At 41.1% G+C, this 22,319-nt stretch carries 22 protein-coding genes; 17 read left to right on the top strand and 5 right to left on the bottom strand.

Annotation, left to right across the window (positions count from 1 at the left end; translation table 11 throughout):
- The first annotated feature begins 10 nt into the window (after positions 1-10).
- Positions 11-619 carry a DedA family protein gene (locus tag HM131_RS13345; RefSeq protein WP_085030235.1) on the top strand — a complete coding sequence of 203 codons (609 nt, stop codon included), beginning with the start codon at positions 11-13 and terminating at the stop codon, positions 617-619.
- Positions 620-637: 18 nt separating this feature from the next.
- On the top strand, positions 638-1,528 hold the full coding sequence (locus HM131_RS13340; RefSeq protein ID WP_232324784.1) for a GNAT family N-acetyltransferase: 891 nt from the start codon (positions 638-640) through the stop codon (positions 1,526-1,528).
- Positions 1,529-1,751: 223 nt separating this feature from the next.
- Here HM131_RS13340 and HM131_RS13335 read toward each other — a convergent pair whose 3' ends face one another.
- Positions 1,752-2,492, bottom strand: coding sequence for a general stress protein (locus HM131_RS13335; protein ID WP_085030233.1), 741 nt, complete (start codon positions 2,490-2,492; stop codon positions 1,752-1,754).
- A 348-nt stretch (positions 2,493-2,840) separates the two neighbouring features.
- Here HM131_RS13335 and HM131_RS13330 point away from each other — a divergent pair, with 348 nt between their 5' ends.
- Positions 2,841-3,635 (top strand): TerC family protein, encoded by a 795-nt coding sequence (locus HM131_RS13330; RefSeq protein ID WP_085030232.1) that lies wholly within the window; start codon positions 2,841-2,843, stop codon positions 3,633-3,635.
- Between the two features lie 53 nt (positions 3,636-3,688).
- Here the strand turns inward: HM131_RS13330 and HM131_RS13325 are convergent, their stop codons facing one another.
- A complete protein-coding gene (locus HM131_RS13325; RefSeq protein ID WP_085030231.1) occupies positions 3,689-5,587 on the bottom strand; it encodes an LTA synthase family protein in 1,899 nt (632 codons plus the stop codon).
- A 303-nt stretch (positions 5,588-5,890) separates the two neighbouring features.
- Here HM131_RS13325 and HM131_RS13320 point away from each other — a divergent pair, with 303 nt between their 5' ends.
- From HM131_RS13320 to HM131_RS13275, 9 genes are all read left to right on the top strand, one after another.
- Positions 5,891-6,604, top strand: a complete 714-nt coding sequence (locus HM131_RS13320; protein WP_085030230.1) for a hypothetical protein — start codon at positions 5,891-5,893, stop codon at positions 6,602-6,604.
- A gap of 155 nt (positions 6,605-6,759) precedes the next feature.
- On the top strand, positions 6,760-6,990 hold the full coding sequence (locus tag HM131_RS13315) for a hypothetical protein (RefSeq protein ID WP_085030229.1): 231 nt from the start codon (positions 6,760-6,762) through the stop codon (positions 6,988-6,990).
- 143 nt (positions 6,991-7,133) lie between these two features.
- A complete protein-coding gene (locus HM131_RS13310) occupies positions 7,134-7,994 on the top strand; it encodes an AraC family transcriptional regulator (RefSeq protein WP_085030228.1) in 861 nt (286 codons plus the stop codon).
- Positions 7,995-8,005: 11 nt separating this feature from the next.
- Entirely contained in the window at positions 8,006-8,407 is a 402-nt protein-coding gene (locus HM131_RS13305) for a nuclear transport factor 2 family protein (protein ID WP_085030227.1), read from the top strand.
- A gap of 629 nt (positions 8,408-9,036) precedes the next feature.
- Positions 9,037-9,945, top strand: coding sequence for an NAD(P)/FAD-dependent oxidoreductase (locus HM131_RS13295; protein WP_085030225.1), 909 nt, complete (start codon positions 9,037-9,039; stop codon positions 9,943-9,945).
- Positions 9,946-10,141: 196 nt separating this feature from the next.
- The gene (rpsN, locus tag HM131_RS13290) at positions 10,142-10,411 is read left to right on the top strand and encodes a 30S ribosomal protein S14 (protein ID WP_085030224.1); all 270 of its coding nucleotides are present in this window, start codon (positions 10,142-10,144) and stop codon (positions 10,409-10,411) included.
- Positions 10,412-10,627: 216 nt separating this feature from the next.
- Complete coding sequence (locus tag HM131_RS13285) at positions 10,628-10,996, top strand: ArsR/SmtB family transcription factor (RefSeq protein WP_085030223.1); 369 nt, start codon at positions 10,628-10,630, stop codon at positions 10,994-10,996.
- 18 nt (positions 10,997-11,014) lie between these two features.
- The gene (locus HM131_RS13280; RefSeq protein ID WP_408607067.1) at positions 11,015-13,693 is read left to right on the top strand and encodes a heavy metal translocating P-type ATPase; all 2,679 of its coding nucleotides are present in this window, start codon (positions 11,015-11,017) and stop codon (positions 13,691-13,693) included.
- A 68-nt stretch (positions 13,694-13,761) separates the two neighbouring features.
- Positions 13,762-14,088 carry a YnfA family protein gene (locus HM131_RS13275; RefSeq protein ID WP_085030221.1) on the top strand — a complete coding sequence of 109 codons (327 nt, stop codon included), beginning with the start codon at positions 13,762-13,764 and terminating at the stop codon, positions 14,086-14,088.
- A 64-nt stretch (positions 14,089-14,152) separates the two neighbouring features.
- Here HM131_RS13275 and HM131_RS13270 read toward each other — a convergent pair whose 3' ends face one another.
- Both HM131_RS13270 and HM131_RS13265 read right to left on the bottom strand, forming a co-directional pair.
- Complete coding sequence (locus HM131_RS13270) at positions 14,153-15,205, bottom strand: iron-containing alcohol dehydrogenase family protein (protein WP_085030220.1); 1,053 nt, start codon at positions 15,203-15,205, stop codon at positions 14,153-14,155.
- Positions 15,198-15,854, bottom strand: a complete 657-nt coding sequence (locus tag HM131_RS13265; RefSeq protein ID WP_085030219.1) for an MtnX-like HAD-IB family phosphatase — start codon at positions 15,852-15,854, stop codon at positions 15,198-15,200. Before HM131_RS13265 ends, HM131_RS13270 begins: the two co-directional genes overlap by 8 nt.
- A gap of 204 nt (positions 15,855-16,058) precedes the next feature.
- On the opposite strand from HM131_RS13265, the gene HM131_RS13260 reads away from it, so the two are divergent.
- The 3 genes from HM131_RS13260 to HM131_RS13250 all read left to right on the top strand — a co-directional run bounded on the left by HM131_RS13260 (position 16,059) and on the right by HM131_RS13250 (position 20,245).
- On the top strand, positions 16,059-17,447 hold the full coding sequence (locus tag HM131_RS13260) for an MFS transporter (protein ID WP_085030218.1): 1,389 nt from the start codon (positions 16,059-16,061) through the stop codon (positions 17,445-17,447).
- A gap of 258 nt (positions 17,448-17,705) precedes the next feature.
- Positions 17,706-18,032, top strand: coding sequence for a four-helix bundle copper-binding protein (locus tag HM131_RS13255; RefSeq protein WP_085030217.1), 327 nt, complete (start codon positions 17,706-17,708; stop codon positions 18,030-18,032).
- Between the two features lie 137 nt (positions 18,033-18,169).
- Positions 18,170-20,245, top strand: a complete 2,076-nt coding sequence (locus HM131_RS13250) for a heavy metal translocating P-type ATPase (RefSeq protein ID WP_085030216.1) — start codon at positions 18,170-18,172, stop codon at positions 20,243-20,245.
- 42 nt (positions 20,246-20,287) lie between these two features.
- Here HM131_RS13250 and HM131_RS13245 read toward each other — a convergent pair whose 3' ends face one another.
- Positions 20,288-20,851: a hypothetical protein gene (locus HM131_RS13245; protein ID WP_085030215.1), complete on the bottom strand. Its 564-nt coding sequence runs from the start codon at positions 20,849-20,851 to the stop codon at positions 20,288-20,290.
- A 141-nt stretch (positions 20,852-20,992) separates the two neighbouring features.
- On the opposite strand from HM131_RS13245, the gene HM131_RS13240 reads away from it, so the two are divergent.
- Both HM131_RS13240 and HM131_RS13235 read left to right on the top strand, forming a co-directional pair.
- A complete protein-coding gene (locus HM131_RS13240; RefSeq protein ID WP_085030214.1) occupies positions 20,993-21,883 on the top strand; it encodes a helix-turn-helix domain-containing protein in 891 nt (296 codons plus the stop codon).
- Positions 21,880-22,311 carry a VOC family protein gene (locus HM131_RS13235; protein ID WP_085030213.1) on the top strand — a complete coding sequence of 144 codons (432 nt, stop codon included), beginning with the start codon at positions 21,880-21,882 and terminating at the stop codon, positions 22,309-22,311. The genes HM131_RS13240 and HM131_RS13235 overlap by 4 nt, the downstream gene beginning before the upstream one ends.
- The last annotated feature ends 8 nt before the right edge of the window (positions 22,312-22,319 follow it).

Here is a 22,319-nt window from a genome sequence, read left to right as displayed (position 1 = left end):
GGAGATTCTAATGGAAAATTGGTTGATTGATCTCATTAATACCTATGGATATATTGGTATTCTTTTATTGATAGCGCTCGAGAATATTTTTCCTCCGATTCCTTCTGAAGTGATCTTAACCTTTGGAGGGTTTATGACGACAATCAGTAATATCAGCATATTCGGAGTAATTATGTCCGCAACCGCTGGATCGGTCTTAGGGGCAGCATTGCTGTATGGAATTGGGTTGCAGCTGGATGTAGAAAGGCTTGAAAAAATCGTGGACAAGTGGGGGCACTTCTTACGATTGACGAAAAAAGATATTCATAAAGCGGATCTATGGTTTGATCGCTATGGACCTTGGACAGTGCTCTTCTGCCGGTTTGTTCCAATAGTACGAAGTTTGATTTCCATCCCTGCAGGAATGTCGAATATGAGCTTTTCACTATTCCTTGCTTTGACCACATTTGGGACGCTGATTTGGAACGTGGTGCTCGTTTTTGTAGGGGCTTCCGTAGGGACATCATGGAACGAAATCGTCCTTTACATGGATATATACGCCAAAATTATTTATATCCTGCTAGCCTTTCTCCTTGTTTTATTCTTCATTTGGTTTATAAAGAAGAAAAAGGCTATGTAATCATTTAAGAAGGAGCGAATGATGATGTCCCCTCTCTCTCATCCTACTATTAAAAAGAAAACGGTACTGAACCCAGAAGAATTTATAGAGGTAACAGAACTGGAAAAACTTTGTGTGGAACATGAGCCTGTTACGTTAAAACTGGAGCTTGATTATAAACGAGGTCACTTGAGAACCGAAAGCGAGCAAAATAATGAATTTCTATACTACGATGAGGATTTACTAATCGGATATATAGGAATATGTCAATTTGGCGGAGAAGCACTCGAAATAAACGGTATGGTTCATCCGGAATATCGAAGACAGGGTGTTTTCAGTGAATTGTTTTCCTATGTAAAGGAAGAATGGGAAAGAAGAGAATCACTAGAAATGCTTCTTTTAAATGACTCTAAATCTCCAGCTGGACAAGCTTTTATTCAAACTCAAGGGGCGGAGTATGAACACTCCGAACATGATATGTATTTAACGACGGTACCAGGCGATATGAATACAACAGGTAAACTCACGTTGAGAAAAGCTACAAACGAGGATGCAAAGGAAATCGCGGCACAAAATGCGATTTATTTTCAAATGGACGAAACAAGACTGACCTTGCCTGAGGAAGAAGAAAAACATGGCGTGGAAATCTATATGGCTGAAAGGGAAGAAAGATCTGTAGGGAAAGTTCACCTAGAAATTAGTGAGGATAAGGGTGGAATCTATGGTTTAGGAGTGCTTCCCGAAGAACGGAGAAAAGGATATGGCAGAGCCATAATAATGGATGCAGTTAATAAATTGAGAGAAAAGCAGGTCAATAAAATCATGCTGCAGGTCGTCGTAGATAATAAAAATGCTCTTTTGCTTTATCAATCTTGTGGTTTTACCATTGCTTCGACGATGGATTATTATAAGTTGAGAAAGAGAAAGTAAATGAGAAGTTATAAATCATGATTTAATAGCTGGAACCGATGCATGGGAGGTATTTTTGCGGACGTAATTGAGTAGTAATAAAAAATGTCCGTTCTCACTTTTCTCTTGGAATAGCATGTATTTCGTTGCACTATAAAAACATAGTTGGTCGGGAAATTGGAAAACGGGAGTGATTTCCCAGACCAACTATGTTTGTTGTGGCCTCTTGAATGGATTAAACCCCTTAACTACGGCTACTTTGTGTCCGAGAATCGTTGCGCCTCATTGATGTTTTTGTCCGCGTTTCCGTTTTCTGTTGAGAAGAGGGGTTTCCGGTGTATGCTTCCTCTTTTGTTCCTCTATCATAATGATCGGTCGTCGTATGGCTATGGTGAGAATTTTGGTTATGTTTATGGTTGTGATTATGGTTATTATTATTTCTGTACGAATCAGGATACATCGATTCGTTTTCTGTTTTATTACTAAGGAAAGTACGATAGACTTTATCCTGAATTTTTTCAGAAGCTTCAACAATGACGATGATTTTTCCGTCTTTCAAATGACTCTCATACTGCTTCGCTTCATGTTCGGACATTCCTGCTCCAACTAGCGCACCGACAATTCCTCCGCCGCCAGCGCCTACACCGGCACCAGTTAGTGCAGCTGCGATCGGGCCAGCTGCGGCAATTTGACCGATCCCTGGAATAGCAAGCAAGCCTAATCCAGTAATCAGGCCACCGATGCCACCTAGCACTCCTCCAGATAAAGCGCCTAATCCAGCACCTTTCCCAGCATTTTTTCCTCGACCACCTTTATTGGTAGACACGGGTGTATCCATTTCATCTTCTAATACATTGACTTTACTTTTATCTTTCGCAAAAACAGATATGTCATTAGATCCATATCCGTGATGCTGTAAATCCTTAATCGCTCGCTCTGCATCTCCTACATTAGAGAAAACTCCACCGATAATTTTAGTATTCATTAAACTTTCCTCCTTTGAATAATTTCCATTAATAATCCATACCCGCTATGAAAACCAGTAATCTCCTAAGCTGGTAATTCTATTAAGAATAGATTTCAACATCATCAGGACTAGGAATAATCTAACTTGACCTCTTTTGACTTACTTGATATATTACTAATTAGTTTAAAAGGGGAGTAGCTTTAACAGTAGGTGTCGTCATTACAGAGTGATAGACTTACTCTCGGCACTACTGGTGACTGTATAGTTGCTAGCGAGACCTTTGCCAACAAGGTAAAGGTCTTTATTTGTGAGGTCTTTACCGCGTGAAAGTGGTGAAGACCTTTATTTTTTGAAAGGAGTACGTTTATGGAATCAATTTGGTTAGAATATGGATGGACATTGTTGATCCTCATTGGATTAGAAGGGTTGTTGTCTGCGGATAATGCTCTAGTTTTGGCTGTTATAGCTAAACACCTGCCAGAAGATCAGAAGAAAAGAGCGATCAATTACGGTATTTTCTTTGCATTTCTGTTTCGATTTGGAGCACTTTTTGCCATTTCCTTTATCGCAAGTGTCTGGCAAGTACAAGCCCTCGGCGCAGCTTATCTCATTTACTTAGGGCTTAAGAATATTTTAGGTGGTTCAGAAGACGAGGAAGGAGACTCTTCTGAGGAACACCAGGCAAAAGGGAAGGGCTTCTGGCCGACTGTTGTCAAGATTGGAGCGGCTGATTTAGTTTTTGCTATTGATTCAATACTTGCTGCCGTTGCATTAGCGTTGGCGCTTCCAAATTCTCCTCTGCCTGAGTTCGGTGGAATGGATGGAGGTAAATTCTTAGTCGTCGTTTTCGCAGGAATTGCTGGGTTGGTCTTAATCAAATTTGCAGCTACCTGGTTTGTAAAACTTCTTGAAACACGCCCTAGCTTGGAAACAACTGCTTATTTGATTGTAGCCTGGGTCGGTGTGAAACTTGCTGTCATCACCCTGTCTCACAAAGAGGTAGGCGTGTTGGATGAACATTTCGCTCATGGTACTGCCTGGACGATTACTTTTTGGACTGTTTTGCTATCCATTGCGGTTGGCGGCTGGTTTTTATCAGGACGAAATGTATCCCAACAGAATAGTGAAAAAGAATCGCTTTATGAAAAGTCAGGTTCTTAATAAGAAAAAGACAAGCCCAGAGTTAATCCTCTGGGCTTGTCTTTTTTAAATCGTTATTCTGACTGTTTATTTTCTTTTTGTTCACTATCCATAAATCGTAACAAGTCGCCGTAAACGACTTTATCAGAGAAACCAAGTTCCGTTTCTGCTTTCTCTTTCAATGGTGCACAGGATTTAGAATCAATTTCTTCTCCTGTTTCTTTGTCATAGCAAATATCCTTTTCAGCAGCGTAAACGTACTTGTCAGTGACGACACTTCCATCACGAAGGATGGTCATATCTTCACGATTTTCTTTAAATAGGTCTGTACCAAACTGAACATCATTTTCTTGCTCAATGCCCAGCAGGTGAAGAATTGTAGGTTTCAAGTCGATTTGCCCGCCTACGGTTTCCATTTCCTTACCTTCCATTCCCGGTACGTGAATAATCAATGGTACCTTTTGCAGTTGGATGTGCTCAAACGGGCGAATTTCTTTTCCAAGAATTTCACTCATGGCACGGTTATGGTTTTCAGAAATACCATAGTGGTCACCGTACAGGACGAAGATCGTATCTTCATATTCTCCTTGTTCCTTCATCATTTGGAAGAACTTCTTGATCGATTCGTCTTGATAACGCATCGTCTGGAAGTAACGGTCCACTGACCCGTCGCCTGTATTGGCAGGTTCAATCATTTCCATACTTTCGTCGTTTAGGATATATGGGTAGTGGTTTGTCATGGTAATGAACTTCGCATAATATGGTTTGTCCAGCCCTTTCAGCTTCGGCATGGACTGTTCGAAGAATGGAATATCCTTCAGTCCATAGTTTACGGAGTTCTCATCTGTCACGTTATATTCTTTTTTAGAGAAGTAGTGATCATATCCAAGACTCTTATACATGATGTCACGATTCCAGAAACTTGCATGGTTGCCGTGGAAGCTTACCGGCGTATATCCGTGGTCCTTCACAATTTCTGGAGTAGCGTTATATTCATTTCCTGCATTGGTTGTAAAGACGGCTCCTCTTGAAAGGCCGTACATAGAGTTATCGATGATAAACTCTGAGTCAGATGTTTTACCTTGACCTGTGTTGTGATAAAAGTTATTGAAGTAGAAGCTATCGTCTTTCAAATCATTCAAGAATGGTGTAATTTCTTGGCCATTCAATTTACGGTCAATCACAAAGTTTTGAGTAGACTCCAGGGACACCAGGACAACATTTTTACCTTCTGCTTTGCCGAAGTATTTCCCTTTTGCACCCATTTTACCTTGTTGAGAGTTTACATAGTTTAAGACTTCCGTCAATTCGTTACTATCTGCCATAACACGGTGTGATGAAGTTTTTGCTGTCATGACTGTATCATAGATATGATAGTTGTAGATTCCGAGTAATTTAACTAGTTTGGCACGGTCGAACGTTCTCACTAGTAGTTGAGGACGTTCCATTTCCGCTAAACTTAAGTTAACGGCTGCAAAACCGAGAGACGCAGCGAAAATCATTGCAACGGTTCTTCTGCGGAATTCCATCTTTGGTCGGACTTTTTTAGCGACCAGCCATGTGATTAGAATAACGATATCCATCCAATAAAGGATGTCCATTGGATGAATCAGTGCTTTAGCGCTTCCGCCAAGATCCCCGAAGTTCTTATATTGCATAAGAACAGGAAGAGTAATGTAATCGTTGAAGAATCTGAAATACACAACGTTTGCATATAAAGCAAAGGACATTAAGAAATAAATTGTCATAAATGCTTTGTTTCTTCTCTTAGGGGAGAAGAAGAACGATAATCCTAAGAAAAATAGTAAAGAACTAATCGGTGTAATCACTAGTATAAATTGTTGGACCCAATTTTCAATGTTTAATGTAAATGCGCTTTGAAGGGCGTAATAGGTTTTTGCCCAAAGAAACAGAGCAGCAACGGCAAAGAAAAACCAGCCCTTGTTCAATAAGTTTTGTTTTTGATTCAACATAATTAACCTCCTGGTGTTCTATATGTTAAACATTTTTATAAATTAACAGAAACTTTACTAAAAGTAAACTACATTTTAATGCTAAATTGTTAAGTATTTGTTACAATGATACAGTTTAATAGATTGTAAATAGCACCACGAATAGGTATAGCCGATTGAGGGGTCATTTAAACCTATATTCTTATGAAATAAACTGAAAGGTAAAATGTGTTATTTTTAGTACAAATCACCGAAATAACGTACGTATTTATTTCCTTTAAGATATACTTGAAGTATAACCATTAATGGAAAGCGGGGAATCGCATGACAGCTTCTTTTTCCTTGAATGAAATTGCTTGGAAACGCATGTTGTTCTTTCTCTTCTTAATCATCCTTCCGAATTACCTCGTTATGCAAGTTCAGCTCGTCGGTCCAATTGACGATTATGTAGGGCTTGGTACTGCACTTGATCTTATCGTTATTTTGCCTCTTCTACTCTACTTCTTTGGATTTAAGAAGAGAGTATCCCGGGTTATATTGGTTGGCTTTATGTTTTGGGGTTTGCTGCTAGCAAATTGGATCATTCCTCAACAAGCAGACGGGTACCTCTCCTATTTTAACCACTCTGTCATTATGCTCGAAGCATTAGTGATTATCATCGAGCTAGTTCTTCTTATCGCAGTCTTTAAGAGACTTCCTTTGTTAATAGAGAATTATAAAATTGCCAAGGAGACCCGTTATCACTTTTTATCAAGTTTTACTCATGCCATTCAACAAACCTTCTCCTTCAAAATTAACCATATAACTAAATTCCAGAGCATACTGAGGGTTTTAGCTACTGATATAGCAGCTATCTACTACAGTTTGTTCAGCTGGAGAAAAAAAGCACTTGTTATACCAGAAGGACAAGGCCGTGCGTTTAGTTTCCACAAAGACGGAAGTTATCTGGGTGTATTCATTTTGCTTGTCCACGCTATGACCATTGAAATCATCGCCGTTCACGTCATGGTCGCCATGTACAGTCACACACTTGCCTGAATTCTCACTGCCTTTGATGTCTACGCGTTACTTTTTATTATCTCAGATTATCAAGCTATTAGACTCGCGCCCGTCGTTCTTGACCAAAAAGGTATTCATTTTCAAAAAGGTATCGACATTACGGATTCATCCCTTGGAAAAAGGTAGACGCTGTCATGAAAAATATAAAAACACCTGAGGAAGTGGCAAGAGATCGGAGTTGTTTTGAACTTGCCCTTCACGGTCTCGAAAAGGAATCTATTCCTTACGTCGTAAAATTGAAAGAACCCGTTGAAATAAGAAGGTTTTTCGGGTTTAAGAAGAGGGTTCAAACCGTTTACGTAAAAGTTGATGAACCTGGAATTTTCTACAAAATGACCCAACGTTATATGAAGAAAGATAAGTAGAAAGTAATAGAGCATTCGCTTTTTTTCTAAAAAATGTATAATAGGAAAAATGATCTTCCACCTTATCAACCTGTTCATACAAAGCAGAAACGGACAGGATTCTGTCATGATGTAAAGATAGTATAGAGTCAGGGAGTGATCATATGACGCTTGTTCAATCATTGCAAAAGTCAATTGATTATATGGAAGCACATTTGCTTGAAAATATCTCCATTGAGGATATCGCCAAGCAGGCCCATACGTCCGTTTTTCACTTTCAGCGAATGTTTACATTGTTAACGGACATTCCTGTTGCCGAATACCTCAGAAGAAGAAGACTGACCCTTGCTGCCCATGAGCTTTCAACCTCAAACGTCAAGGTGATCGATATGGCTTACAAGTATGGCTATGACACTCCTGAGTCTTTCTCTAAAGCCTTCAAAAAACAACACGGCATCTCTCCAAGAGAAGTGAAGAGCTTTACGGGAAAGATGAAATCCTATAACCGCCTGGTGATCCAGGTAAATGTGAAAGGGGCAGAACCGATGAAATACGAAATGAAGGAAAAAGGTCCGATCCAAGTAGTCGGGTTAAAACAGGAAGTCTCATGTGTAAATGGAGAGAATCACAGGGTGATTCCAAAGCTTTGGGATAAGGTGAATGAAAATGGAACGGATCAAAAGTTGTACGAATTAAATAATGGAGATATCAAAGGTGTCCTAGGAGTTTGTGTAGATAAAAGTGAAACAAAAGCCAATCATATTGACTACTGGATAGCTGCTGCCCATGAAGGAGATGTACCTGAAGGCTTTTCTAAACTTGACCTCCCTGCTTCCAAGTGGGCCGTATTTGAAGTGCACGGTCCCATGCCAGAAGCAATTCAAAAGGTATGGAAACAGATTTATTCGGAGTGGTTTCCTTCCAGCGGGTATAGACATGCAGGAACACCCGATTTGGAAGTATATTCGGAAGAAGATCCCTACAGCGAAGACTATTATTCAGAAATATGGATCCCAGTTAAATAGGAGGCTGAAATGTGAACAATCGAGGAAAAGAGCCAGAAATCATTTGCTATGACGATTGTGGAAATGCTCCAAAGAAACAGTTAATCAAAGAGTTCAACATTGCTTTTGCAAAAAATGAAGTTGCGTTCATAATAAGTTGCGTCTCAGATGATATTCAATGGAACATGGTTGGAGATCAAGTCATCCAAGGTAAAAAAGCTTTTTCTGATTCCCTACAGCATATGGAAGGGAGCCCCATCTCAAAAATTCATATTAAAAATATCATCACTCACGGACGTACAGGTGCAGCTGACGGAACTCTTTTCTTCAATAGTGGTAAACAATTTCACTTCTGCGATATTTATACGTTTACAAGTGCTGGGAAGCAGGCAAAAATTAAAGAGTTAACATCTTATATCATTGAAGGAACTTAAACATGCCAAAGCTCCTCCGCATCTTTGTGGATGAGCTTTTTTGTAGTAACAATCATGAACGGCCGTGTGGAAAATACCTCAATAACGTTCTGTCCTCTAATGATATGCCTCTTTATTTTGAAGACTTGAATTCGAGATATTCTCAGGACCGTTACGTAATAAGCATAAGGTTGGCTGGAAAACAACTCGCTTTCCTGCGGGAGAACTGGCAAGCCTCCTCGTTCGCTGCGCTCTCTGTGGGGTCTCGCCTAACTCCTTCTCCCGTGGGAGTCTCGCCGTTTTCCATCCACTCTACCTGTAGCGTAATGAACGGCTCCATTTAACAGGAGGAAGGAGGTCCGGTAAATCGCGAGACTCCTGTGGGAAGAGCATGATAGGTGAGACCCCGGAGAGCTTTAGCTCGAGGAGGCTCAGCACATGCTCACGGAAAGCGAGTGATTTCTCGGACCTCTAAATTCTACTTATGGCAACGGAAAGCTTACAGTACCTCGAAATAAGTCTTCTACTGACCTGCTATATCCTTGAATAACTGTCTCACTTTTAACAGTGTAGAATTCAAAACCTCATACATAATGGGAAGTATTGAGTAGAAGAATAACGAAAGGGGATTTGAAAAGGAGACGTTATTCATGACCTATGATTGTATCATCATCGGCGGCGGTATTGGAGGGTTGCAGGCATCTATTCAGTTGGGACGATACAATAGAAAAGTATTGACGATCGATGCTGGGGAAGGGCGATCCACCTTGTGCAGAAAGTACAATAATATCCTTGGCTTCCCGAATGGGGTAAGCGGCCAAGAACTAAGGGATGCTGGAGTCACACAAGCAAAAGGCCTTGGGATCGAATTTTTAAATGATGAAGTCACTCGTCTACATAAGGAATCTGAAGGGTTCACTGTCTCTGTAGAAAAGGGGACCTTATTCAAGGCAAAAACGGTGCTTCTTGCTACAGGAGTGAAGGACAACTTACCAGCAATTCCCGGGCTGAAGGAATGTCTCGGTCTATCCCTCTATATTTGTCCAGATTGTGATGGGTATGAGATTACGGATAAGAAGACGATTGTCATCGGCTCAGGAGATGCAGGAGCTGCTATGGCTGAGGCAATCCACTACTGGAGCGAAGATATTACCTACATTAATCATGATGGAGCGGATATCGCAGAGCGAAGAAGAACGGAATTGGAGAATAGGAACATTCCCATCCGAAATGAAACCATTGAGAAAGTGAACCACCAAAACGGTGCAATAGAGAGTGTGGAGACAACTAGTGGAAAGATCATAAAGGTTGAAAAAGGATTCTTAGCGTTTGGGGGAAATAAAGTACAGACAGAGCTTGCAAGTAGGATAGGTGCAGAGATGAATGAAAAGCACCATCTTATCATAGATTCTCGTACAAAAATGACGAGTGTTCCTGACCTTTGGGCAGCAGGAGACATTGGGGCACACTCTGAACTGGTCACAGCGGCTATGGGGGAAGGAGCAATTGCTGCCATCTGGATACAGAAACGACTACTGCAGGGAACGCCGAGCATGTAAAATCCTAAAGGCTTTACAAATCAATTCTTTTGGTATAGAATAAATCGTAATCATTACTATTAATAGATTATCGCGCGGTCAAAAACCCCGCGATATATTTTTGTTCATTTTTAATTAGTAACGATTACTATTAACGCACGCCGAATATAGACATTTTTCATATTAAAAAATTTATAAGAAGGAGGATTTTTTCTGTATGGCTAGAAAGTCAAAAGTCGTTAAAGAAAAGAAACGACAAGAAATGGTCGCTAAATATGCAGACCTTCGTAAAGAGCTGAAGGCTAAAGGGGATTATGAAGCATTGAAAAAGCTTCCCCGTGACTCTTCACCAACTCGTCTGAATGGACGCTGTGAAATTACCGGCCGTCCGCGTGGATATATGAGAAAATTCAATATGTCTCGCATTGCTTTTAGAGAGTACGCTCATAAAGGCCAAGTGCCTGGCGTTAAAAAAGCAAGCTGGTAAGAAGGCGAGGGCAGTAATCTGTCGCATCGGTATCATCTAAAAACAACGGATCCCTGTGATCCGTTGTTTTTTTATAAGAGCAGAAAAAGAGACTTCTAAATGGAGGTCTCTTTTTCATTCAAATGTCTATTTGAATGAAAAGTATTGACTTCATTCCATCAGAAACATACACTATAAACAAACGTTCAAACGAATATTAGAATGAGGGTGTAGAGATTGAGTGAAAAAGTAACAAAGACCACGAACAAAGATACATGTGATACATTTTGCTACGATGAAGATCTAGTCCAGCGTGTCCAGCCTAAAATGGATGACGTTCTGGGAGTAGAGTTGATCTTTAAAGCGTTATCAGATTCTACGCGCTTGAAAATCGCTTACGCGTTAACGCTAGAAGAGGAACTGTGTGTCTGTGATGTTGCAAACATTATCCGTGCAACCAATGCGGCCGCTTCACACCATTTGCGCTTATTAAGAAACATGGGATTAGCTAAATATCGTAAAGAGGGAAAATTAGTTTTTTATTATTTAGCGGATGAACATATTCACCAGCTTGTGAAGATTGCTATGACTCACGCGAATGAATAATGATAGATAATTGGAGTGATGGAAATGAGTCGCATCGAAGAACATCCGAAAAACAGCTGCTGTTCAAGTGAATCATCAGATATTACAAGTACACCAATGCTTGAACCTGACACAAATGCATCGTGCTGTGGAACTACTGAAAAAGATAGCCCAAATACCAGTACTATAGAGAAGGATAGTGCATGCTGCGGTACTTCAGAGAAGAAAAAATCTATTTCCGGTACCATAGAAGAGGAGAATGCATGCTGCAGTACCTCAGATGGAGATCGCTTGAGCTCAAGCATTTCAGAAAAGGAAAGTACATGCTGCAGCACTTCAGAAAAAAATAACTCTGGCTGCTGCTCAAGTGAACAAGGAGCCGAGGAGAAGTCAAAACAAAATATCTCACCTTCATTAGCTCTGCGCACCTATAAAGTTGAAGGGATGGATTGCCCTTCTTGTGCAGCGACGATTGAGAAAAGCCTTGGAAAGAATGAAAGCATTCAATCAGCAGAAGTTAATTATGGAACAGGGAAGCTTAAGGTAGAAGCGTCCAGTGTAGCTGTCCTCGATGAGGTTCCAAAACTGGTTGGTAAAATAGGATTTGATATAGCCGCTCCGGTAGTTAATTATCAGGCTGAAACTTATGTGATTGAAGGGATGGACTGTGGTTCTTGTGCCCAAACCATTGAAAAGCATCTCAGTCAGCATCCAGATGTAAAAGAGGCGCGGGTCAATTTTTCTACCGGAAAATTACACATACAACATACAGCGTCTCCAGACGTTATTATGAAAGAGGTAGAAAAATCCGGATTTAAAGCATCTGTGGATTCAAAAGGGAAAAGAGAAGAGACGGTAAAATCGAAACCAAAAGACTTGAGAACGACGATCTCAGGAAGCTTTTTAGGTCTTGGTTTTATCAGTTCTTTTACAGCCCTTCCTGAGATGTTATCTGTAATGTTTTATGCCGTATCTATTCTTGTCGGAGGATATAAGCCTGCGAAAAGTGCCTTCTACTCGATTAAGAGTGGTTCATTAGATATGAATGTCCTAATGGCTTCTGCCGCTCTTGGAGCTGCCCTCATTGGTGAGTGGTTTGAAGGTGCAATGGTTGTCTGGTTGTTTGCGCTTGGGAACATGCTTCAAAATAGGTCGATTGAACGTACAAGAGACTCGATTCGAAGTTTAATCGATCTTACTCCTTCAGAAGCTACAGTGAAATCTGGAAGTGAATGGATTAAAAAATCTGTAGAGGAGATTACAATAGGAGAGGTGCTTTTAATCAAGCCTGGTGAAAAAGTGCCGCTCGACGGTGAAATCATCTCTGGTGCCTCCAGCTTAAACCAGGCGCCGATCACTGGAGAGTCGCTGCCTGTCGACAAAAAACAAGGAGATGAAGTGTTCGCTGGAACCATTAATGAGCATGGTTCTATACAGGTCAAGGTCACAAAGCTTGTGGAAGACACGACCATTGCAAATATTATTCACCTTGTAGAAGAGGCCCAGGCAAAGAAAGCCCCCACTCAGGCATTCGTCGATCGATTTGCAAGCGTCTATACGCCGATTGTTTTCATTCTCGCTCTCCTTATTATGGTCTTCCCTCCGCTATTAGGATTCGGAACATGGGGAGACTGGATTTATAAAGGGCTCGCCTTATTAGTAGTGGCTTGTCCTTGCGCATTAGTGATTTCTACTCCAGTAGCAATCGTTTCGGCGATCGGAAATGCAGCGAAAAACGGGGTGCTCATCAAAGGGGGCACTTTCTTAGAGAAAGCTGGAGCAATTACGGCAATGGCTTTTGATAAAACGGGTACGCTGACAGAAGGAAAACCGAGAGTGACACAGCTGATAGATTTAAATAATAATAGAGATGATCTATTAGCGATTGCCCGTACCATTGAAGAGCATTCGACTCATCCAATCGCAAGTGCGATTACGTCTTACGCTGAAGAAAGACACATCTCAGCTCAGAACGGAACCGACTACGAAGCAATTGCAGGGAAGGGTGCGAAAGCTGTGATTGATGGTGTAGAATATTTCGCTGGCAACCCTAAACTTTTCAAGGAGATGAATATTGCCCTGGATAAGGTCAACGGTGAAATTCATTCCATTCAAAACGACGGAGGTTCCATCGTCCTCGTGGGTACCCGTAAAAAAGTGTTAGGGATCATCGGAGTTTCTGATACGATCCGTGAGATCACGGTTCAATCGATCCAGCATTTAAAGCAGGCAGGTTTAAATGAATTGGTTATGCTTACAGGTGATAATGATGGAACAGCGAAGAAAATAGCATCATCAGCTGGAGTGGACAGATATTTCTCTGAGCTTCTACCCGAAGATAAGGTCAAGGCCATTAAAGAGCTTCAAGCAGAAGGCAAACGTGTAGCAATGGTCGGAGACGGAATTAATGATGCACCTGCACTGGCTACTGCTGATCTAGGGATCGCGATGGGAGGAGCAGGAACGGATACCGCAATGGAAACAGCGGATATCGTTCTGATGGCTGATAATTTGGAAAAACTTCCTCATACCGTTCGCTTGAGCCGGAGAACATTAGCCATCATTAAACAGAACGTCTGGTTCTCCCTCATTACGAAATTCGCAGCCCTGCTATTGATTTTTCCTGGCTTACTCACGTTATGGATGGCCGTTTTGGCAGATACGGGAGCAGCTCTTGTCGTAATTATAAACAGCATGAGATTATTAAGACAAAAATAGAGAGGGTACCCTCTCTATTTTTTACATAGTTGCTGTGTGAAAAATAGATCGTATTAGGAGGAAGTCTATTGCTTACCGTTATTTTCCTGTTTTTATTCGCAGGGGTAGCTGAAATCGGAGGCGGCTATTTAATTTGGTTATGGCTGAGAGAAGGAAAACCATTTTACTTCGGCCTTATTGGTGGATTATCTCTAGCCCTTTATGGAGTGATCGCGACCTTTCAGTCTTTTCCATCATTCGGAAGAGTTTATGCCGCCTATGGAGGGGTGTTCATCGTGCTGTCTGTGTTATGGGGATGGGGGATAGATCGGAAAACACCGGATTTCTACGACATCCTTGGAGCGGGGATTTGCATTATTGGCGTGGCAGTCATGTTATGGGGACCCAGAGGTTGATTTTCCTTCATACTTTAATGTGCGAAAAAACATAGAAGGAACCCGCTATCGAGTTCCTTACCAATTACTTTAAGATGACGTTCATTACTTCATCCTCTTCTACAAAACGTAACGCTTTTGTTCGATACTCTTCTTCATGCAGAAACGTATGGCGGTTTGGCTTCATGAGTGGACTCTTTTCAATTGCTTGCTGGAAGTCATGCTTTTTCATCTCCAGGGTTTTTACATAATCAAAAAAACCTGTTCGGCTAAAAATCTTTTGCATGCGTTCTGCCCGGTGTTCATGGACATTCGCCATGATATAGGTGGCGATGCCTACTTGAATTCCGTGCATTTGCGGATGTTCTGCATATTTATCTAAGGCATGTGAAATCAGATGTTCCGATCCGCTGATCGGTGCGCTGTTTCCGCTGATGACGGTAGCAACGCCTCCCATCGTTAAGGAGCTGACGAGCTCTTTTAAAAACGTAGGATTCTTGATGTCCTGCATCGGGGTTCGTATAAAGCTGTTGACGGCTTTTTTACTGAGCATGGATGCGAAAGCGTTCACATATCCTACGCCTTGAGACTCCTCGAACTCCCAGTCATAAAGCGCAGTTATATTTGACATCAAGTCGCCAACGCCAGCCAAAATGAATTTATCTGGCGCATGATGGATAATATCCAAATCAGCAATGATACCATAGGGAACTTTGGCTGGGACAGTTGTTTTTTTGCCTTCAATGAGCAATGAGCAGTTGCTGCTCGCAAAGCCATCATTGGATGCTGAGGTTGGTACACTTATGAATGGAGTGCCGCGGGAAAAACTGATATACTTCCCGTAATCAATGACGGAACCACCTCCAATGGCAACTATTACGTCATATGGATGAAATGAAAAAGCGTACGTAATAAGTTCCTTAATGTCCAACTGATCGTTCATAAGAACGGTCTCAAGTTCTAATGTATAAAACGCTCCCCGCACTTTTTCCTCAAATTGATCGAAAGTGAAACCATCGAATAAAATGAGAACTTTCTTAAATCCATGTTTGTTAAGCAGTGATTCGAGATGGTAAATCGCTCCTTTTTTGATTTCCAAAATAGCAGGTATGGGGATGTTCGTTATGGGATTACTCATGAGAGATAAACCCTTCATCTTTTAATTTTTCTTCCACTTCCTTAAAGGACTTTACAGGAACAAAGGGTACGTCTTTTTTTCTCAAAATATCCTGAAGCACGTCTTTAGCAAAAGTGAGGTCTGCATAAACAGCTGGATGGGAATCCGGCTCGCTGTCCCCTGCGAAGTGTACGATGTCATACGTTTCTTTTAATTCCTGAATGACCTTTGATTTGTCGATGCCGTAACGTTCAGAGTAGTGCCGGTGCTCAGGATCTATGTTCATATGTATATTCTTATTCTCATAGTACCCCTCATTGGATAGGACCGTTACATCCTCAACGCCGTACTTCTTCAAAATATGATAGATATAATAATCTGTACCTGCACTTAGCACGTAAACATCAGCACCGTTTTGTTGTACTTTTCTTATAAAAGCAGGGACGTGATCGTCAATCGGGATGTTCAGAATATCATCAATAATTTTTTCTTCATCCTGGTCGATGGAAGAGAAGACTGTGCTCAGGAAGTCGATATCTTTCATATGGCCTGCTTTCCACTTTTTAAAAAGCTCTTCTCCTTCAGGATAATACTTCTCAATGACAACCCAGTAAAAATCTTTATTCGAGATCGTACCGTCAAAATCGGAAACGAATGCCCACTTTTTCATCTTAACCCCTCCAAAATTAAGCTTTATATCTACTTCTATTTTAACGGACTGAAGACCTTCTCACTACAGCTTAATGCCAGAAACCTGAATCTGAATGTTAAGAAATAATAAAATATCTTAATATGGACACTTTATCTTTGCAATTCTCCTTCATGTTGTGTAGGATTCATTTCGGGAAACGAAATAAAAGGGAGGGGAATTCCTATGGATGAGCAAAACGAACCGAACATTCCACATCCAAAGAGACTTCTGGTGTCTTTATGTGCAGTCCTTATGCTTTCTGTCATGAACGGAACAATGTTCAATATCGCTGTGCCAGATATCGCCAAGACTTATCAATTGATGCCTTCGGAAGTAAGCTGGGTGATGACGGGTTACATCATGGTTTACGCTGTCGGAGCATTGACGTATGGGAAATTAGCTGACTATTATCCATTCCGTACACTGATCACGTTTGGGTTAACGATTTTTGCGGTGGGCTCGTTATTTGGTTTCTTCGCACAAAACTATGGAATGGTTTTAGTGGCAAGAGTCATTCAAGCCGTTGGAGGAGCGATGATCCCAGCACTAGTCTTTTTAGCACCGATTCGTTATTTTCCAAAGACACGAGGAAAAGTCCTTGGGATCGTATCTTCTGTGATGGCGTTCGCTTCTGGAATTGGTCCGATAGCTGGAGGGTTTATAGCGGGATTCCTCGACTGGCGATATTTGTTTTTAACATCCGCAATGATCATCATTACTTTGCCATTCTTACGAAGAAATCTACCTCAAGAAGAGGTGAATAAGGGTTACATTGATTATATAGGGGCTGTTTTCATTGCTGGCTTCATCTCTACGCTCCTGCTTGGAATCACCCTTGGCATTTCGTGGATTTTTGCTTTGACCGTTCTTTTCTTTGGATTGAATTTATGGAGAATGAGGTCGATTAAAGAGCCGTTCATTCCTCCGCACTTGTTCAAAAATGGGAAGTACCGTTCGACGATCATCACGAGCTTTCTAAGCATCACTTGTTTATTTGGGATGATGTTCATGCTGCCGATCATGTTCAGAGACAGCTATCACCTGGGAACGATGGCCATTGGCCTTGTACTATTCCCGGGCGCAATAAGTGCTGCTCTTATGGGACAAAAAGGAGGCTCTCTTGTCGACTCAAAAGGCAACACCTTCGTTCTTTACTTGGCGATGACCCTTTTAGCGGTTGGTTTCTTCCTGCTTTCCATGATCGTAGGTGCCAACCAATTTGTCGTCAGCGCAACGATCATTGTCGCTTATATGAGCTTTCCACTTGTTCAGGCGTCTTCCGCTGATATTCTTGCCAACCTGTTAGAAAAAAATGAAACAGGCGTAGGCATGGGCGTTTTCAATTTGCTTAACTTTGTTTCAGGAGCTATAAGTGGAGCAGTAATTGGAAAAACCTTGGACTTATTTAACCCATCTCAGCCGTTTAATTGGTTAGGATTTAATGGAGATACGTCCGTGTACAGCAACATCTTTTTAGGATTTTCATTAATAATCTTGTTATCGATGACGCAATTCTATCTGTTTTATAATAAAAAAGAAATTTCATACAAAAGACCTGTTTCACAGCAATAAGACTGCAAGTAAGAACCTTCCTTTTTAACAGGAGAGGTTCTTTTTTTGTTAAATAGTCTTTACGATTTCTGTTATGTTCCCAAAAATCATAGACTTTGGCTAAGCTTAATTCCATGTCAATCGTATTAGGAATTCAATCACATTTTGGATGGTAATTAAAATTAGATCTGGTTAATTTTTGGAAAATATGTTTAATGATACCGGTATAGGGTAATCGTCTTTGTGAACCATATCTTATAAGGAGGCGTTTAATTAGTTATGTCACACGAAAATTATCAGTCTGCCATTAAAGCTTTACATGAGTGCATGGAGGCTTGTAACCATTGTTACGATGCCTGTCTGCAAGAAGATGACATCAAAATGATGGCTCAATGTATCCGTTTAGATCGCGAATGTGCGGATATTTGCGGTTATCTCGAACAAGCATTAGTAAGAGGCACGCCGTTTGCTGCTGAACTCGCAAATGTATGTGCGAAGATATGTGAGGATTGCGGAAATGAGTGTAAGAAACATGATCACGACCACTGTCAAAAATGTGCAGAGGCATGCTTCCAGTGTGCAGATGCTTGTAAGAGTATAGCTTAATCCATCCTGACATAGAATAACCACGGATTTGAATTTTCAAATCCGTGGTTATTTTTGTAATCTTTTATGTTTTAACTATACCCCTACTAGGTAATAGTATTACAAATAAGAAATCATGAGTACAGGAGGAGTCAGCTATGGCACAAGAACACAACCATAATCATCGTAAACATGAGCATGATCATCATGGAAGTCATGAGCAGAAGAATGACCACAATAATCATGAGGAACACGGACATCATGACGATCATGGAGGTCATGATCATCACGACCATGGAAGTATGATTGAAGACTTTAAACGCCGTTTTTATATTTCTTTAATTGTCACCATTCCAATCCTGCTTTTATCACCAATGATTCAGGATTTTATTGGACTTGAGTTTTCATTCCCTTATGATCAATACGTACTATTTGGATTAGCCACGTTCGTCTTTTTCTACGGTGGCTGGCCATTCTTGACAGGGTCTGTGGATGAACTTAAAAATAAAGAACCCGGCATGATGACCTTGATCGGTCTCGCTATTGTAGTTGCGTATGGGTACAGTTCCCTCGTTGTGTTTGGCTGGTCAGGCCGTAACTTTTTCTGGGAGCTTGCAACCTTAATTGATATCATGCTGCTTGGACACTGGATTGAGATGAAATCAGTCATGGGAGCATCCAATGCGCTTCAAGAACTCGTTAAACTGATGCCGAACGAAGCTCACCGTCTGAACGAAAATGGTGAAACGGAAGATGTTCCGCTTCAAGAATTGCAATCTGATGATCTTGTGTTAGTGAAACCAGGGGAAAAAATACCGGTAGACGGTACGATTTATGAAGGAAAATCCGCCATTGATGAGTCCATGTTAACGGGGGAATCCATGCCCGTAGAGAAGAACGAAGAAGATGAAGTCATCGGAGGTTCTATCAACAAAGAAGGAAGCTTAAAGATCCGCGTTAAGAAAACCGGTGATGATACGTACTTATCTCAAGTAATTACGCTTGTAAAAGAAGCGCAGAACTCTAAATCGCGGGCTCAAGACTTTGCAAATCGAGCAGCCAAGTGGTTGTTTTATTTAGCACTCACTGCAGGAATCGCCACATTTATTATTTGGACATCCCTGGGGTTTGCCTTTGATACAGCCGTTGAACGGATGGTTACGGTTATGGTCATTACCTGCCCGCACGCATTAGGCCTTGCCGCTCCATTAGTGGTAGCCGTCTCTACGTCACTTTCCGCTAAGCAAGGATTATTGATTAGAAACCGTACTCAATTTGAGAATGCACGCAACATTGATGCAGTCATTTTTGATAAAACAGGTACGTTAACCAAAGGTGAGTTCGGAGTGACCGATGTCGTTCCTGAAGAAAATCAGGAAAAGGATCAGCTGCTTTACTGGGCGGGCAGTGTGGAGCAAAATTCTGAACACCCGCTGGCTCAAGGGATTTTAGAAAAAGCCCGTGAGCAAGAGATCAGCCTGGGGGAAGTGAAAGAGTTCGAATCCATGACAGGGAAAGGTTTGCAAGGGAAAGTAGACGGTCAGGAAGTGAAGGTCGTTAGTCCTGGATACATTAAAGAGCAAGGGTATTCCTATGATACCAATGCATTCAATAAGCTTTCAGAAGAAGGAAAAACAGTTGTATTTGTTCTCGTCGATCAAAACTATGTCGGAATGATCGCAATGGCAGATATGGTTCGAGAATCCGCTAAAGAAACCGTAGCTGAATTGAAAAAACATGACATTCAGTCCATCATGCTCACCGGGGATAACAAGAAAGTGGCTGATTGGGTAGCTGATCAGATCGGAATCGACGAAGTGTATGCTGAAGTGCTGCCTGATCATAAAGCCGACCAGGTGAAAAAGGTACAAAAAGAAGGCCGGAAAGTTGCCATGACAGGCGACGGAGTTAATGATGCTCCAGCGTTAGCTACAGCCGATGTAGGAGTCGCAATCGGAAGCGGAACAGATGTAGCGGTGGAAACAGCGGACATTGTTCTTGTTAAAAGTAATCCCAAAGATATCCTGTCCATCATCCAGTTGTCTAAGAATACGTACAAGAAAATGGTTCAAAATTTATGGTGGGCAGCCGGATACAACATTTTTGCGATTCCATTGGCTGCTGGCGTGCTTGCACCCATCGGTATTGTATTAAGTCCAGCGGTAGGAGCGATTCTCATGAGCTTTAGTACCATTGTAGTTGCCATTAACGCGAAGCTGTTAAAAGCCTCATAATTCTAATGAAAACAGGCAGAGAAAATCATTCTCTGCCTGTTTTTATGAAAGATGCTGGTTCTTGTGGTGGTCAATTGGCTGGGGATTTGGTGTATCATCCAGCACACTGCCAGCAATAAGGTAGCTAGACGAGATCAGCAAGATCAATAAAGGCTTTAGAAACCATCTTTTTGAAGGTATCCGATTTGAGTGGTTCGTAAACACAGGATAGAACAGAAGGCTGCAAAACGATAGAGTTAAGAAGAGCTGTATAAAGAGAATAGATTGTTGAGGAAGGATCATTGCACTGAGCATGGCCCCCATTAAACTGCTCATCAAGCCTGAGGTTACTCCCTCTAAACATGAAATCATTCCGAGTTTATAACCACATAAGCCTCCAATAAAAGAACCTGCAATAAGACTTATGATAGAGGAGAGAAATAACTGGTATGGAAAGAGGGTAGCGATAAGTAGTCCAGCAACAAATCCGAGGGTCGTTCCTTGTGCCATAGCTAAGACCATCTTTTGACCTTGATGAAGGGTATGTTGGAATCTCATTGATAATAAGAAAGAAGCTGATGCAACCAAAACGACGGTAAGTATAACAAACAGATGGAAATCACTCATTTAAAATCACTCCTTGTCTATCTTTCATTAAAACTATATGTTTTCTCTATTGAATTAGAATGGAAATAAAACGCAAAAGGAAAAAACGGATCGTTTGTTGAATGAAGGTATAGATAGAATAACTACAGCTAAGGAGGGTTGATGATCAATCTATTTGTATCCTACACCCCAAAAATCATGACAAGCCCCTACACTCTATATGAGGAATACAAGCCTCACCCGATGCTGCAGCCCTATGTATGCTGTTATTGGAGTTCTGCTTCTAAAAGTTTAATGGAGAGGAAAGAGTACATATCTACGGTTATTCCGGACGGGTGCACAGATATAATTATCGAATATCATGATCACGATGAAGACTTAAGTTTTCGATATTGTGGCATTTTTGAAGATCATTTTATGTTTAAAGAAGACACATCTTCTACCAAAAAGTCGTTCGGGATCCGGTTCTATCCTGGTACTGCTTCTCTATTCGTTCCACAAAAGGCGAAAGAAACGGCTCAGTCAATTACGGGTTTAGATCATCTGGCTCCTCAAATGAAAAGCGTGCTTCAAAAGGCTATTCAAGAATCACGATCAGTTTCAGATCTAATTAAAGCTTGTGATAATGTGTTAAGAAAAATTTTGAGTGATGCTTTACTTAGAAAGAATGAGGACGTTCAGTTACAAAATATCCTTTTTCAGATTATTTCAAGTAGAGGGATGCTTTCTGTAAAGGAAATTAGTGAAAGAGAAGTGATTGGCAGACGGCGCATGCAGCGTATGTTCGATCAAGTGATAGGAATGAGTCCTAAAAAATTTAGCCAGGTCATCCGGTTCCAATCGGCATTAAGTTTATGGATTGACCAGTCCCCAACAAAAAAGTTGAACCTGCCTGACGATCTTGATTTTTACGATCAATCTCACTTTGTAAAAGACATAAAGAAACGAGTTGGCATAAACCCTTCCTCAATAAGAGTGTCCGATTTTTACAATACAGATGAGCGAGGAAAAACTATACTAGTAGAAGATTACGAAAAAGGGGTGAAGGAATGATACCACAAAGAGTTTCTTTAATTACATTAGGAGCACATGAATTACCTAAATTGCGTTCCTTTTATCAAAAATTGGGTTGGGAAGAAACTGATATTAGCTCAGATAACTATGCCGTATTTAAAACAGCAGGAGTGATGTTGACCCTCTTCCCATTCGAAGAATTGGAGAAAGATGCAGGGGTCAAGTTAAGACACTCGACCAGTGAATATTACCCAGTTACTCTCGCAATTAACGTCAATTCTAAGCAAGAGGTAGACGAAGTCATTGAACAGGTTAGAGGACTTGGAGCTGAAATTTTAAGAGAGCCGAGCGATGCATTCTGGGGAGGACGCACTTCTTATTTTGCTGATCCTGAGAACAATTTGTGGGAGGTTGCCTGGAATCCAGATTCGACCTTTGATGAGCGTGGTACGATGTTAAACTTTTAGTGAGAGGG

The sequence above is a fragment of the Halobacillus mangrovi genome (assembly GCF_002097535.1).
Classification (GTDB): domain Bacteria; phylum Bacillota; class Bacilli; order Bacillales; family Halobacillaceae; genus Halobacillus; species Halobacillus mangrovi_A.
Note: the sequence above shows the minus strand (reverse complement) of the source record. Positions and strands in the feature narration are given on the sequence as shown.